Here is a 12,721-nt window from a genome sequence, read left to right on the forward strand (position 1 = left end):
GTCCTTGAAGGTAGAGGGGGAGTGAGGTCGGTTGAAAAGACCGGGCTCAAGAGGTTGGTGCGGAATCTTCTTCTGGTGTCAGCGCCTGGAGCGCCAGCGCGTGGATGTGCGCCGGCATCAAGTCTGCCAATCGATCATACACCAGCCTATGCCTGGCTACCCGGTTGAGCCCGGCGAAACGGGGCGAAACAATGCGTAGCCGGAAGTGTCCGGCGCCGCCGGCCGCGCCGGCATGCCCGGCATGCAGGTGGGATTCGTCCTGCACGTCCAGGGTGATGGGGTCGAGGGGCTGCAGGCGCTGCCGGATCCCCGCGATGCGGTCGGCGTTCATGAACGTTCGGCCCCGGCGTCGGTTTCGCGCTTGGCAATGTCCGCGGTGGAGGCTTCCTGGGCGGGCTTCATGTGGCGGCCGAGGTAGAGCGATTGCAGCACGACGAATACCAGCAGCAGGCCGAAGATGCCGAACACCTTGAAGCTGACCCAGGTTTCGGTGGGCCAGTTGTAGGCGACGTACAGGTTCAGGCCGCCCACCGCGGCGAAGAAGGTCACCCAGGCCAGGTTGAGCCGGCTCCAGACCGGGTCGGGCAACTGGATCTGCGCGCCCAGCATGCTGCGCAGGAAATTGCGCTTGAACAGCCACTGGCCGCCGCCCAGCACCGCCGCGAACAGCCAGTAGAGCACCGTGGGCTTCCACTTGATGAAGACTTCGTCGTGCAGGAACAGCGTGGCGCCCCCGAACACCACGATGATGGTCAGGTTGATCCAGTGCATGGGCTCGATCTTTCGGCGCCGCACCAGCAGCCAGACGATCTGCAGCACGCTGGCCGCCATGGCCACGCCGGTCGCGACATAGATGTCGGCGAACTTGTATGCGGCAAAGAAAAGAACCAGGGGGAAAAGATCGAAAAGTAATTTCATCGAATCGTCGAAAAGAAAACACGCCAGAGTGGGACAGTAAAACCACCCCACCGTTCACCCTACAGCCGCAGCTTAACCCGGCTTACCAAGATCCAGGATGCGGTGGATCCGGCTTCGCCGGTCCACCCGCATCGCCCCCTTGAGGGGGCGCCCGAAGGGCGTGGGGGATGGGTTTCCCTTCCGGTCCACCCGCATCGCCCCCTTGGGGGGCGCACGAAGCGCGTAGGGGGGATCCCCTACACCGGTTCGAACTTCAACGAGACCGAATTGATGCAATAACGCAGCCCGGTCGGCGGCGGACCGTCCTCGAAGACGTGTCCCAGGTGGGCGTCGCAGACGTTGCACAGGATCTCGGTGCGGACCATGCCATGGGTGGTGTCGAGTTCCTCGCGCACGTTGTCGGGATCCAGGGGGGCGAAGTAGCTGGGCCAGCCGCAGGCCGAGTCGAACTTGGTGTCCGAGGCGAACAGCGGCGTGCCGCAGGCCACGCAGCGGTAGATGCCGGGCTCGCGATGATCCCAGTACTGGCCGGTGAACGCGCGCTCGGTCGCCTTCTCGCGTGCCACGGCGTATTGCATGGGCGTGAGCAGGGTGCGCCATTCGGCATCGGATTTCGTGACTTTGGGCCGGTCGGACATGGTCTACCTCATGAAGAACAACTGACTTGCAGTGCGCCCGCCCAGTCGGGCGGCACGCGGGCATAGCTTTCATGGCCGGGGCGTTCGGTATAGGGATCGCGCAAGAGCCGCATCAGGCGGTCGATCTCGCCGGAGTCCCGTTCCTTCGCGGCGCGGATCGCCAGCTCGGCCAGGTGGTTGCGCAGCACGTACAGCGGATTGACGCGGTTCATGGCCGCCGCGCGTTCGGCATCGGCCCGCCCGTCCTGCGCGAGGCGGGCGCGATAGGTGGCGAGCCAGGCGCGGGCGGCTTCGCGGTCGGCATACAGGTCCTCGAAGGTCTCGATGCCCGGGGCCGGCGGGGTGTCGCCGGCGCTGGCCACGGCGGCCAGGCGCCGGAAGCTCAAGGTGAAGTCGGCGCGGTTCTGGTGCATGACGGACCACAGGCCGTTCAGCAGTTCCTCGTCGCCGGCCTGCCATTGCGCCAGGCCGAGCTTGGCGGCCATCCTGTCGTGGAAGGCGGCCAGGAAGGCGCCTTCGTAGCCGGCCAGCACGGCGCGCAGCGCGTCCTCGTCCTGCACCAGCGGCATCAGCGCGCCGGCCAGGCGGTACAGGTTCCAGTGCCCGACGGCGGGCTGGGCGTCCCACGCGTAGCGTCCGGCCGTGTCGGAATGATTGCAGACGTGGTGGGCGTCGAAGCCGTCCATGAATCCATAGGGGCCATAGTCCAGCGTCAGCCCCAGGATGGACATGTTGTCGGTGTTCATGACGCCATGGCAGAAGCCCACGGCCTGCCAGTCCGCCATCAGCGCGGCGGTCTTGCGCGTGACCGCGGCCAGCAGCCGCAGATAGGGGCCGGCGTCGGTGTCGGCGACACCGGCCGGGGCGGGCCGGCAGTCGGGATAGAAGCGGTCGATCACGTAGTCGGCCAGGATGCGCAGCAGGTCGGGGCGCTCGCGGCTGGCCCAGTGCTCGAACGAACCGAAGCGCACGAAGCTGGGCGACATGCGGGTGACGATGGCGGCGGTCTCGACCGTTTCGCGGATGACCGGGTCGTCGGAAGCGATCAGCGCCAGCGCGCGCGTGGTCGGGATGCCCAGGCCATGCATGGCTTCCGAAGCGAGGTACTCGCGCACCGACGAACGCAGCACGGCCTTGCCGTCGCCCATGCGCGAATAGGGCGTCAGGCCCGATCCCTTGAGCTGCAGTTCCCAACTGCCGTCGGGGCCGGCCGCTTCGCCCAGCAGCAGCGCGCGGCCGTCGCCCAACTGTCCGGCCCAGACGCCGAATTGATGGCCGCTGTAGACCGCGGCCAGCGGCGAGCCGCCCGGCAGCGGGCTGGCGCCCGAGAACACGGACAGGAACTCGGGCGTGGCCAGCGCTTCGGGCGCGAGGCCGATCAGGGCGGCGGCCTCGGGGTTGGCATGCACCAGCCAGGGGTCGTCCAGGGGCTGGGGCGACACCCGTGAGTAGAATGCGTCCGGCAGGGCGGCGAACGAGTTGTCGGTACGCAGGGACTGGAGAGTGCTGGCGAGCTTCACGACGTTGGAACGGTGATTGGCGGTCCGGCCTCACGCCGGGTATCGATCAAGGTTAACCTATTTGCCGTCGTTTTCTTGTTTCCCCTTTCCCTGGCGGGGCTGCCGCCGCGGCCGCGCGCGCCGCTCGGAGTATTTGTTTGGACGGGCTCATCGTTTCGCTGCTGAACGGCCTCAGTTACGGGCTGCTGCTTTTCATGCTTTCGGCCGGGCTGACGCTGATCTTCAGCATGATGGGCATCATCAACTTCGCGCATGCCAGTTTCTACATGCTGGGGGCCTATGCCGCCCATGCCGTGGCCGGCGCGCTGTCGCCGGCGCTGACAGCGGGCGCGGCATTCTGGGTGGCCCTGTTCATCGCGCCGGTGCTGGTCGGGCTGGCGGGCACCGCGGTCGAGCGGCTGGCGCTGCGCCGCCTGCGCGGGCGGGGGCACGTGGCGGAACTGCTGTTCACGTTCGCGCTCGCCATGGTCATCGCCGAACTGGTGCAACTGGCCTGGGGCCGCTCCGCCGTGCCCTACCGCATGCCGGCGGCCTGGGGCGAGCCGCTGTTCAGCCTGGGCGGGCACGCCTTTCCCTTGCATCGCCTGGTGGTCGCGCTGGCCGCGGGCCTGATGCTGGCGGCATTGTGGTGGGGACTGACGCGGACGCGAACCGGCCTGGTCGTCCGCGCGGCGCTCAGCCATCCGGCCATGGCGCAGGCGCTGGGGCACGACGTGCCCCGTGTGTTCATGCTGGTGTTCGGCGCCGGCTGCCTGCTGGCCGGGATGGCCGGCGCGATAGGCGGCAGCGTGTTCGTGACCGAGCCGGGCATGGCCCAGGCGCTGGGGCCCATCGTCTTCGTCGTGACGGTGGTGGGCGGGCTGGGGTCGCTGGCGGGAGCGTTCTGGGCCAGCCTGCTGATCGGGGTGCTGCAAACCCTGGCGGTGGGCTCGGCCTGGTCCCTGGCCGCGCCGGCAACCTGGCTGGGTGCGGCCGATGCGGCGCGGGCGCTGGCGGCCTGGCCCTTGTCGCGCGTCGCGCCGGTGCTGCCTTATCTGTTGATGGTGGCGGTGCTGGTCTGGCGGCCGCGCGGACTCATGGGCGTGCGCGAAACATGAGCCCGCGTGCCGATGGCAAGCGGCTCCTGGCCTGCGTAGCGGCGGGGCTGGCGATGCTGGCGCTGGCGCCGCTGTGCTTGGGCAGCGGCTTCCAGCTGGGCCTGATGTCGCAGATGTGCGCGATGGCGCTGTTCGCGCTGTCGTACAACCTGCTGCTGGGGCAGACGGGGATGCTGTCGTTCGGACATGCCGTCTACGCGGGACTGGGCGGGTATGCCGTCATCCACCTCCTGCGGGGGATGGATGGCGGACTGTTTGTCTTTCCGACCGTGCTGCTGCCCGTGGCCGGCGGCGTGGCGGGGGCGGGATTCGCCGCGCTGATCGGGTATCCGACCACCCGCCGCGGCGGCACGTCCTTCGCGATGATCTCGCTGGCGGTAGGCGAACTGGTCCATGCCGCCGCCGGCATGCTGCCGGACTGGTTCGGCGGGGAAGGCGGGTTGGCGGCCGACCGCACGGCCGGCCCGGCGTTCGTCGTGGGCCTGTGGCCGGGATGGAGTCTGGGACCCGATCTCCATGTCTATTATCTGACCGCGGCATGGACGGTCGCCGGCGCCCTCGCCATCCATGCGCTGGGCCGCACGCCGCTGCTCAAGCTTGCCAATGCCGTCCGCGACAATCCGCAGCGCGTGGCCTTCATCGGCTACGACCCGCACCGCGTCCGCTATCTGATGCTGACCCTGTCGGGATTCTTCGCCGGCGTGGCGGGCGGGCTGATGGCGCTGAACCTGGAGATCGCCAGCGCCGACAGCCTGGGCGCGTTGCGATCGGGAGCGGTGTTGCTGGCGGTGGTGGTCGGCGGCAGCGGCCTGTTCCTGGGGCCCGTGGCCGGCGCGGTGGTGGTGACGTTCTTCTCGGTCGAGCTGTCGCGTCATACCGGGGCCTGGCAGTTGTACCTGGGGCTCGCCTTTGCCGCCGTCGTGCTGGCTTTGCCCGGTGGATTGGCCGGTGGCATCCGCGATGCGGCGCGGCTGGTGGCGCGCGGCGAATTCGCGCACTGGCTGCGCGCCAGGGCAGGGACGATCGCCGGCGCGTTGATCGGCATCGCCGGGCTGAGCCTGGCCATCGAGCTGGCCTATGGCCGCGTCCACGACGCGGGCGGGCCGGGGATGGTCTCATGGTTCGGGCTGGCGCTGGATCCGTCCGCGCCGCTGCCGTGGAGCGCGGCCGGCGTGCTGTCGGTGCTGGGCGCGGCCGGCCTGTTCCTGGGGCGGGACCGGCGCAGGCCGGTGCCATCGTCGGAGCGATGCGATGGGTGAAGGGCGGGACAAGGCCGGCATCGACGCCTTGACGCTGGAAGGCGTGGGCAAGCGTTACGGCGAGGTCCAGGTGCTCGACGACGTGAGCCTGCGCGTCGCCACGGGCGAGTTCCACGCGCTGATCGGTCCCAACGGAGCGGGCAAGTCCAGCCTGTTCAACGTGATCTCGGGCCTGACTCCGCCCTCGGCAGGCAGGGTGCGCCTGCGGGGCCGCGACGTCACGGGGCTGCCGGCGCATCGCATGGCCCGGCTGGGCCTGTCGCGCAGCTTCCAGGTGGCCAATGTGTTCGGCCGCATGTCGGTGTTCGACAACCTGCGCTGCGCCGCCATGCGCAGGGGCGGCCTGGGCTATCAATGGTGGTGCGCGCTGGATCGCGGGCGCGGCGTGGCTCGGCGGGCGCACCAGGTCATGGCGCAACTCGACCTGGAGCGGCGCGCGGCGCTGCCCGCGGGCGAACTGAGCTACGCGGAACAGCGCGCGCTGGAGCTGGGCATGGTGCTGGCGACCGAGGCACGCGTCGTCCTGCTGGACGAGCCGACGGCCGGGATGAGCCGGGCCGAGACCGCGCGCATGATGGAGCTGATACGCGGCACCTGCCGCGGGAGGACGGTGCTGATCGTCGAGCATGACATGCAGGTCGTCTTCGGCCTGTCCGATCGTATTTCGGTCATGGTCCAGGGGCGCTTGATCGCCACCGGCGAACCGGAACACATCCGGGCGGATCCGGCGGTGCGCCAGGCCTACCTGGGCGGGCTCATGCAGGAGCCGGAATGAGCGCCTTGCTGGAGCTCCACGGCGTCCATGCCTGGTACGGCCGGGCCCACGTGCTGCAAGGCGTGGACATGCACGTGGCGCCGGGCGAGATCGTCGCGCTGCTGGGCCGCAATGGCGCCGGCCGCTCCACGCTGGCCCGCGCCGTCATGGGGCTGGTCGAGCGGCGCGGCCGCATGCTTTGGCGCGGCCGGGACATAGGCGGGCTGCGCACGTTCGAGATCGCGCGGATGGGCGTCGGCTACGTGCCCGAAAGCCGGGACATCTTCCCCGGCATGACGGTCGAGCAGAATCTGATGCTGGGGCAGAAGGCCGCCACGGCGGGGCGCTGGACGATCGCCGACATCTATCGGCTTTTTCCGCCGCTGGCGCGACGGGCCGGCGTGCAGGCACAGCACCTGTCGGGAGGCGAGCAGCAGATGCTGGCCCTGGGCCGCACGCTGATGGGCGATCCGGTCTTGATGCTGGTGGACGAACCCGCCGAGGGGCTGGCGCCGCAGGTCGTGGCGCAACTGGCCGCCTGCCTGGACGAACTGCGCCGCCAGGGCATGGCCATCCTGCTGATCGAACAGAAGCTGGACTTCGCCCTGGACGTCGCCGATCGCGTGTATGTGCTGGGACACGGCGCCGTGGTGTTCGCCGGGACGCCGGCTGCCTTGCGCGCGGCCGAACCGGTCAGGCGCGAGTGGATCGAACTCTAGGCAGCGGGAACTGAACTGGAGCCGGCGGCCGGGCTCAAGCGCGCCATGATGCCTGCGAGGCGCCCAGCGGGCCGGCGGGAATGTCCCAGGCCATGGGGGCGCCGGCGACGGTCAGCGGCGCCTTGACGCGCCGCGCCCGGCCCCAGGCGGTCATCTCCGAGGGCATGGTGCAGTCGTCGCGGGCTTCGGGAGCGAGCGGCGCGGCGTCGGCGTTTGCGACCCCCTGCACCAGCAGGGCCGCCGTGCGTGCCAGCGATGCGCGGAACTCGCCGCCGCAGCCGGTGCGCACGCGCTCGGTCAGACCACGTATCGCCGCGGTGGCGAGCAGGTAGCCCGTGGTGTGGTCCAGGGCCTGCACCGGCAGCGGTGTGGGTTTGTCCCGGCCCAGTTTGCGCATGCCCGCATCGGCGATGCCGCAGCTCATCTGCACCAGGCTGTCGAACCCGCGGCGCGCCTTCCAGGGACCGGTCCATCCGTAGGCGTCCAGCGACACGTCGACCAGCCCCGGATTGATGCGGCGCCGCTGTTCGGCGTCGAAACCCAGGGCGCCCAACGCATCCGAACGATAGCCATGCACCAGCACGTCGGCATCGCGCAGCAGTTGGCGGAACAGGCGCCGGCCTTCGGTGGAGCGAAGGTCGATGCGGCCGCAGCGTTTGCCCAGCGTCAGTTCGGGCGCGGCGACCGGTTCGTCCCAGGCCGGGGGATCCAGCCGCAGAACCTCGGCGCCGTAGCCCGCCAGGAAGCGGGTGGCCACCGGCCCCGCGATGATGCGGGTCAGGTCCAGCACGCGTACGCCTTGCAGCGGGCGTGCGGGAGGGCCGGCCCAGGTGGGCGCGGGGGCGGCCGATGCCGGCGTGCGCCACAGCAGCGGTTCGATCGACACGGCGGCGCCTTGCGGATGGGCGGCCCAGGCTTCCTGGGTGCGCATCTGCGCGGCGCAGCCCTTCGCTTCGACGATTGCGTTTTCCAGGTCCAGCGCGTTCCATGCGGCCACCGCCTGTGCCACGCTGTCGTGGCTGCCGTGGCAGCCCAGCACGCGCAGGATGGCGTCGCGGTGGTGCGGCGCGTTGGCATGCAGCCGTATCCAGCCGTCGGCGGCCGCATAGTCGCCGGTGACGGGGTCGCGCGCCGGCGGCAGCTTCCAGCCCACCGGCCGCAGCGACGTGTCGAACCAGAACGAGGCCAGCCGCCGGTCGACCGCGACGGCGGGCAGGCTGCCGTGTCGCTGCCCGATCAGCTCGGCAACGGCCAGCCCAGCCGCGCCGACTGCGGCGGCCGCCAGGTCCGTGACCGGAAAGATGGACGGCAGGCTGCCCGCTCCGAGCCAGGCGACGTCGGCGGGAAGCGCGGCGCTTCCCGCCGCGTTCCAGATGGCGCGCAGGTAGCCGTCGCAGACGCCCCCCGCGCCGCCGTCCAGGTCGCGCCGCATGTCACAGCACCTCGGCCGCGTAGTCGGCCAGCCGCGAGCGCTCGCCCCGCTGCAGGGTCACGTGCCCAGAATGCGGCCAGCCCTTGAAGCGGTCCACCACGTAGGTCAGGCCCGAACTGCCCTCGGTCAGGTAGGGTGTGTCGATCTGCGCGATGTTGCCCAGGCAGACCACCTTGGTGCCCGGGCCGGCGCGGGTGATCAGGGTCTTCATCTGCTTGGGCGTGAGGTTCTGCGCCTCGTCGATGATCAGGAACTTGTTCAGGAAGGTGCGGCCGCGCATGAAGTTCAGCGACTTGACCTTCACCCGCGAGCGGATGAGGTCCATGGTCGCGGCGCGCCCCCAGTCCCCGCCATGGCCGCTGTCGCCGTCGCCCATGTTCAGCACGTCCAGATTGTCTTCCAGCGCGCCCATCCAGGGCAGCATCTTCTCTTCCTCGGTGCCCGGCAGGAAGCCGATGTCCTCGCCTACGGGCACCGTGACCCGGGTCATGATGATTTCCGTGTAGCGCTTGGTTTCCAGCACCTGCGTCAGGCCCGCGGCCAGCGCCAGCAGCGTCTTGCCGGTGCCCGCCTGGCCCAGCAGCGAGATGAAGTCGCAGTCCGGGTTCATCAGCAGGTTGAGCGCGAAGTTCTGTTCGCGGTTGCGCGCGGTGATGCCCCAGACGCTGTTCTTGCTGTGGGTGTATTCGCGCAGGGTCTGGAGCACGGCGGTCTTGCCGCTGACTTCCTTGACCTGGGCGTACAAGGGCATGCTGCCTTCGAAATAGACGAACTGGTTGACGGCGAACTGCGCGCACAGTGGTCCGGTGATGCGGTAGAAGGTGCTGCCGCCTTGCTGCCAGGACTCCATGCCTTTGCTGTGCTTGTCCCAGAAGTCGTCGGGCAGTTGCTGCACGCCGGTATAGAGCAGGTCGGAGTCTTCCAGGACCTGGTCATTGAAGTAGTCCTCGGCCGGCAGCCCCAGGGCGCGGGCCTTGACGCGCATGTTGATGTCCTTGGACACCAGCGCGACCTCGCGGTCGGGGAAGCGCTCCTGCAGGGCGCGCACCACGCCCAGGATCTGGTTGTCGGCCTTGCCGGCGGGCAGGCCAGACGGCAGCGAGGCCGACAGCAGGGTCGTCTGCAGGTACAGCCGGCCCATCGCGTCGCGGTTGCCGAGCTTGTCGAGCGGAATGCCGGCCTCCATGTCGCCGATGTCGCTGACCAGTTCGTCCAGCGAGCGGCTGACCTGGCGGGCGTTGCGCGCCACTTCGGACATGCCTTTCTTGTGGTTGTCCAGCTCTTCCAGCGTGATCATCGGCAGGAAGATGTCGTGTTCCTCGAAGCGGAACAGCGAGCTCGGGTCGTGCATGAGCACGTTGGTGTCGAGCACGAACAGCTTGGCGGCTTCCGGCCCGGCAGATTTCGCCTTGCGCCTGGGCGCGGGCTTGGCCACGGCCTTGCCGGTGGCGGCGGGGACCGGGGCGGGCGCGGGCTGCGGCGCGCGCGCGACGATGGGCGCCTCTGCCTGGGGCGCGGGCGTCAGCAGAGTGCCTGCCTTGGATTTGGCGCTCGTCTTGCGGGCCGTCCTGGCGGGGGCGGCCTGGATGCCTTCCAACTGGGGCTGGACGTCGGGGAGGTCGGGGGAGGAGGGCGGTCGGGGTTCGGCTTCGGTACGTTTGCCGCGGGCTGCGGGGCGCGCTGGTTCACCCGAGGGGAAGGACAGGATTGCTGCGGGCCGGGTGGGCATCTTGGGAAGCGGCATGAGCGCGGATCTCCTCAGTAGGGAAGCTCAACGATACTGCATCCTCCATTGCATATATCGTACGCCTGCCGGCGTACGACACATGCGCAGGAAGAAAGACGAACTCATTCAGGCCAGCCCGCGCACGGCGTCGAGCACGGCGTCGACGTGGCCGGGGACTGTCACGCCGCGCCACTCCTGGCGCAGCTTGCCCTGCGCGTCGATCAGGAACGTGCTGCGCTCGATGCCGCGCACCTGCTTGCCATACATGTTCTTCATTTTCATGACGCCGTACAGCTCGCACAGCGTTTCGTCCGGGTCGGCCACCAGCGGGAACGGAAAGCCCTGCTTTTCCTTGAACTTCTGGTGCGAGGCCAGCGTGTCGCGCGAGACGCCCAGGATCTCGGCGCCGGCGGCCTGGAACTCGGCATAGCGGTCGCGGAAGTTCTGGCCTTCGGTCGTGCAGCCGGGCGTGTTGTCGCGCGGGTAGAAATACATGACGACGATGCGGCCCTTCAGGTCTTTCAGCGACAGGTCGCCGTCGGTGCTGGGAGCGGTGAAGGCGGGGGCGGCCCGCCCGATGGCAGTGCTCATGCGTGGGACTCCGGGAATGGGTGGGGAAGGCGGGAAGGGCGGCGCATCATTCAGGCCGGGATCAGCGCGGCCACGACGCGGCGCCCCTCGGCCATCAGGATGTTGTAGGTTCGCGCGGCCGCCTGGGTGTCCATCATCTCGACGCCCACGCCGGCCTTCAGCAACGGGCGCAGCAGCGAAGGGGGCAGGAAGCGCTGGCGGGCGCCGGTGCCGATCAGGACGACCTCGGGCTGCGGGGCCGCGCCCGGCCGCGCCACGTGTTCCATGGCGGCGGCATCGACGTCTTCGAAAGAGGAAACGGGCCAGGCGGCGACATCGCCCTCGGGGCCGAACACGACGGCGTGTTCGAAACGGACGCGGTTGACTTCGACGTATCCGTCACCGTAGGCGGTCACGGTATTCAGCGCCGAGGCAGGATCGGAATGCAACTTCAAATGGTCGGCTCCGGAACGGCGGGAGGATAGGCAGACTATACGCTTGCCGGCGGCCGGGGCGGATGCGCGAACGCCACAATTTCCTCCCGGCTGTGGTCCGTCCATTATAAATGTCCTTACTCCCACGGGTTTTCCCTCCCGCCCCCCAGAGTCCGTTACACTGGAGGATTGCCAGCCCCAGCCGTGGCCGGCGATTCCCGCCCCCCTGCGCAGCACACTGCCGCATCCCGCCTCCTTCCGGCGGCGCCGACGCGGCGGGCCGGAGCGCGCCAAAGCCGGGGCGGGGAAGTTTTCGAAGAACCCTGTATTGCCCGGAAACACAATGGAACCCATCCGAGTAGGCCTCCTGGGCCTGGGCGTCGTAGGCGGCGGCACTTTCAAGGTCCTCGCCCGCAACGCCGAAGAAATCGCCCGCCGCGCCGGCCGCCACATCGTCGCGACCAAGGTCTCGGCCCGCGATGTCGCCAAGGCCAAGTCCCGCGTCGGCGAAGCCGCCGAAGTCGTCGCCGACCCGTTCCAGATCGTCCGCGATCCCGAGATCGACATCGTGGTCGAACTGATAGGCGGCGACACCCTGGCCCGCGAACTCGTCCTGGAAGCCATTGCCCACGGCAAGCACGTCGTCACCGCCAACAAGGCGCTGCTGGCCAAGCACGGCAACGAGATCTTCGCCCGCGCCAGTGAACAGGGCGTCATGGTCGCCTTCGAAGCGGCCGTGGCCGGCGGCATTCCCATCATCAAGGCCATCCGCGAAGGTCTGTCGGCCAATCAGATCGAATGGGTGGCCGGCATCATCAACGGCACCACCAACTTCATCCTGACCGAGATGCGGGCCCGCGGCCTGCCGTTTTCGGAGGTGCTGGCCGAGGCGCAGCGTCTGGGCTATGCCGAGGCCGACCCGACCTTCGACATCGAAGGCGTGGATGCCGCGCACAAACTCACGCTGCTGTCGTCCATCGCGTTCGGCGTGCCCATCCGCTTCGACAAGGCCCACATCGAAGGCATTTCCCAACTGGCGCAGGAAGACATCCGCTATGCCGAGGAACTCGGCTACCGCATCAAGCTGCTGGGCATCACCAAGGCGCGTCCCGAGGGCATCGAGCTGCGCGTGCACCCGACCCTGATCGCCGCCCAGCGCGTGATGGCCAACGTGGAAGGGGCGATGAACGCGGTCATGGTCAAGGGCGACGCCGTGGGCGCGACCCTGTACTACGGCCAGGGCGCGGGCGAGGAGCCCACAGCCTCGGCGGTGGTCGCCGACCTGGTGGACGTGACGCGCCTGCACACGGCCGATCCCGAGCACCGTGTGCCGCACCTGGCCTTCCAGCCGGATGCCATCACCGACCGCCCCATGCTGTCGATCGAGGACATCACCACGTCGTACTACCTGCGGCTGGCGGCGACCGACCAGCCGGGCGTGCTGGCCGACATCACGCGCATCCTGGCCGACGCCTCGATCTCCATCGTGTCCATGATCCAGAAGCCGCGCGAGGACGCCACCCAGGCGGACATCATCTTCCTGACCCACGAGGCGCTGGAGCGCAACGTCAACGCCGCCATCGCCCGCATCGAGGCGCTGCCCACCGTGGTGTCGACGGTCACGCGCCTGCGCATCGAGAACCTGGCCTAGGAC

The 12,721-nt window shown here is 69.1% G+C and carries 13 protein-coding genes; 5 read left to right on the forward strand and 8 right to left on the reverse strand.

The annotated features are described in order from the left end of the window. Positions 1 to 46 precede the first annotated feature (46 nt). The 4 genes from EV675_RS15325 to EV675_RS15340 form a co-directional block, all read right to left on the reverse strand. On the reverse strand, positions 47 to 331 hold the full coding sequence (locus EV675_RS15325) for a BolA family protein (RefSeq protein ID WP_130358215.1): 285 nt from the start codon (positions 329 to 331) through the stop codon (positions 47 to 49). Next, a complete protein-coding gene (locus EV675_RS15330; RefSeq protein ID WP_130358216.1) occupies positions 328 to 918 on the reverse strand; it encodes a septation protein A in 591 nt (196 codons plus the stop codon). Before EV675_RS15330 ends, EV675_RS15325 begins: the two co-directional genes overlap by 4 nt. 236 nt (positions 919 to 1,154) lie before the next feature. Then, positions 1,155 to 1,556, reverse strand: a complete 402-nt coding sequence (gene msrB, locus EV675_RS15335) for a peptide-methionine (R)-S-oxide reductase MsrB (RefSeq protein WP_130358217.1) — start codon at positions 1,554 to 1,556, stop codon at positions 1,155 to 1,157. An 8-nt stretch (positions 1,557 to 1,564) separates the two neighbouring features. Continuing rightward, positions 1,565 to 3,076 (reverse strand): protein adenylyltransferase SelO, encoded by a 1,512-nt coding sequence (locus tag EV675_RS15340; RefSeq protein ID WP_130358218.1) that lies wholly within the window; start codon positions 3,074 to 3,076, stop codon positions 1,565 to 1,567. A 131-nt stretch (positions 3,077 to 3,207) separates the two neighbouring features. On the opposite strand from EV675_RS15340, the gene EV675_RS15345 reads away from it, so the two are divergent. Genes EV675_RS15345 through EV675_RS15360 form a run of 4 tightly spaced genes read left to right on the forward strand, consistent with a single transcriptional unit; the run spans position 3,208 to position 6,905 of the window. Beyond that, entirely contained in the window at positions 3,208 to 4,173 is a 966-nt protein-coding gene (locus EV675_RS15345; RefSeq protein ID WP_130358219.1) for a branched-chain amino acid ABC transporter permease, read from the forward strand. Next, positions 4,170 to 5,432 (forward strand): branched-chain amino acid ABC transporter permease, encoded by a 1,263-nt coding sequence (locus EV675_RS15350; RefSeq protein WP_130358220.1) that lies wholly within the window; start codon positions 4,170 to 4,172, stop codon positions 5,430 to 5,432. The genes EV675_RS15345 and EV675_RS15350 overlap by 4 nt, the downstream gene beginning before the upstream one ends. Continuing rightward, complete coding sequence (locus EV675_RS15355) at positions 5,425 to 6,207, forward strand: ABC transporter ATP-binding protein (protein ID WP_130358221.1); 783 nt, start codon at positions 5,425 to 5,427, stop codon at positions 6,205 to 6,207. The genes EV675_RS15350 and EV675_RS15355 overlap by 8 nt, the downstream gene beginning before the upstream one ends. Then, positions 6,204 to 6,905: an ABC transporter ATP-binding protein gene (locus tag EV675_RS15360; RefSeq protein WP_130358222.1), complete on the forward strand. Its 702-nt coding sequence runs from the start codon at positions 6,204 to 6,206 to the stop codon at positions 6,903 to 6,905. The genes EV675_RS15355 and EV675_RS15360 overlap by 4 nt, the downstream gene beginning before the upstream one ends. A 34-nt stretch (positions 6,906 to 6,939) precedes the next feature. On the opposite strand, the gene EV675_RS15365 is transcribed toward EV675_RS15360, so the two are convergent. The 4 genes from EV675_RS15365 to EV675_RS15380 all read right to left on the reverse strand — a co-directional run bounded on the left by EV675_RS15365 (position 6,940) and on the right by EV675_RS15380 (position 11,088). After that, positions 6,940 to 8,337 carry a CoA transferase gene (locus EV675_RS15365; protein WP_130358223.1) on the reverse strand — a complete coding sequence of 466 codons (1,398 nt, stop codon included), beginning with the start codon at positions 8,335 to 8,337 and terminating at the stop codon, positions 6,940 to 6,942. A gap of 1 nt (position 8,338) precedes the next feature. Continuing rightward, positions 8,339 to 10,081 (reverse strand): PhoH family protein, encoded by a 1,743-nt coding sequence (locus EV675_RS15370; protein ID WP_130358224.1) that lies wholly within the window; start codon positions 10,079 to 10,081, stop codon positions 8,339 to 8,341. Between the two features lie 108 nt (positions 10,082 to 10,189). Beyond that, positions 10,190 to 10,654 carry a peroxiredoxin gene (locus EV675_RS15375; protein ID WP_130358225.1) on the reverse strand — a complete coding sequence of 155 codons (465 nt, stop codon included), beginning with the start codon at positions 10,652 to 10,654 and terminating at the stop codon, positions 10,190 to 10,192. Positions 10,655 to 10,704: 50 nt separating this feature from the next. Beyond that, a complete protein-coding gene (locus tag EV675_RS15380; protein ID WP_130358226.1) occupies positions 10,705 to 11,088 on the reverse strand; it encodes an Mth938-like domain-containing protein in 384 nt (127 codons plus the stop codon). A gap of 322 nt (positions 11,089 to 11,410) precedes the next feature. On the opposite strand from EV675_RS15380, the gene EV675_RS15385 reads away from it, so the two are divergent. Next, positions 11,411 to 12,718: a homoserine dehydrogenase gene (locus EV675_RS15385; RefSeq protein WP_130358227.1), complete on the forward strand. Its 1,308-nt coding sequence runs from the start codon at positions 11,411 to 11,413 to the stop codon at positions 12,716 to 12,718. The last annotated feature ends 3 nt before the right edge of the window (positions 12,719 to 12,721 follow it).

Source organism: Pigmentiphaga kullae, assembly GCF_004216695.1.
GTDB lineage: Bacteria > Pseudomonadota > Gammaproteobacteria > Burkholderiales > Burkholderiaceae_B > Pigmentiphaga > Pigmentiphaga kullae.

Coding starts and splice junctions, on each gene's coding strand:
- EV675_RS15360 (WP_130358222.1), top strand. CDS start 6,204: ATGAGCGCCTTGCTGGAGCTCCACGGCGTCCATGCCTGGTACGGCCGG.
- EV675_RS15375 (WP_130358225.1), bottom strand. CDS start 10,654: ATGAGCACTGCCATCGGGCGGGCCGCCCCCGCCTTCACCGCTCCCAGC.
- EV675_RS15365 (WP_130358223.1), bottom strand. CDS start 8,337: ATGCGGCGCGACCTGGACGGCGGCGCGGGGGGCGTCTGCGACGGCTAC.
- EV675_RS15385 (WP_130358227.1), top strand. CDS start 11,411: ATGGAACCCATCCGAGTAGGCCTCCTGGGCCTGGGCGTCGTAGGCGGC.
- EV675_RS15355 (WP_130358221.1), top strand. CDS start 5,425: ATGGGTGAAGGGCGGGACAAGGCCGGCATCGACGCCTTGACGCTGGAA.
- msrB (WP_130358217.1), bottom strand. CDS start 1,556: ATGTCCGACCGGCCCAAAGTCACGAAATCCGATGCCGAATGGCGCACC.
- EV675_RS15325 (WP_130358215.1), bottom strand. CDS start 331: ATGAACGCCGACCGCATCGCGGGGATCCGGCAGCGCCTGCAGCCCCTC.
- EV675_RS15350 (WP_130358220.1), top strand. CDS start 4,170: ATGAGCCCGCGTGCCGATGGCAAGCGGCTCCTGGCCTGCGTAGCGGCG.
- EV675_RS15370 (WP_130358224.1), bottom strand. CDS start 10,081: ATGCCGCTTCCCAAGATGCCCACCCGGCCCGCAGCAATCCTGTCCTTC.
- EV675_RS15330 (WP_130358216.1), bottom strand. CDS start 918: ATGAAATTACTTTTCGATCTTTTCCCCCTGGTTCTTTTCTTTGCCGCA.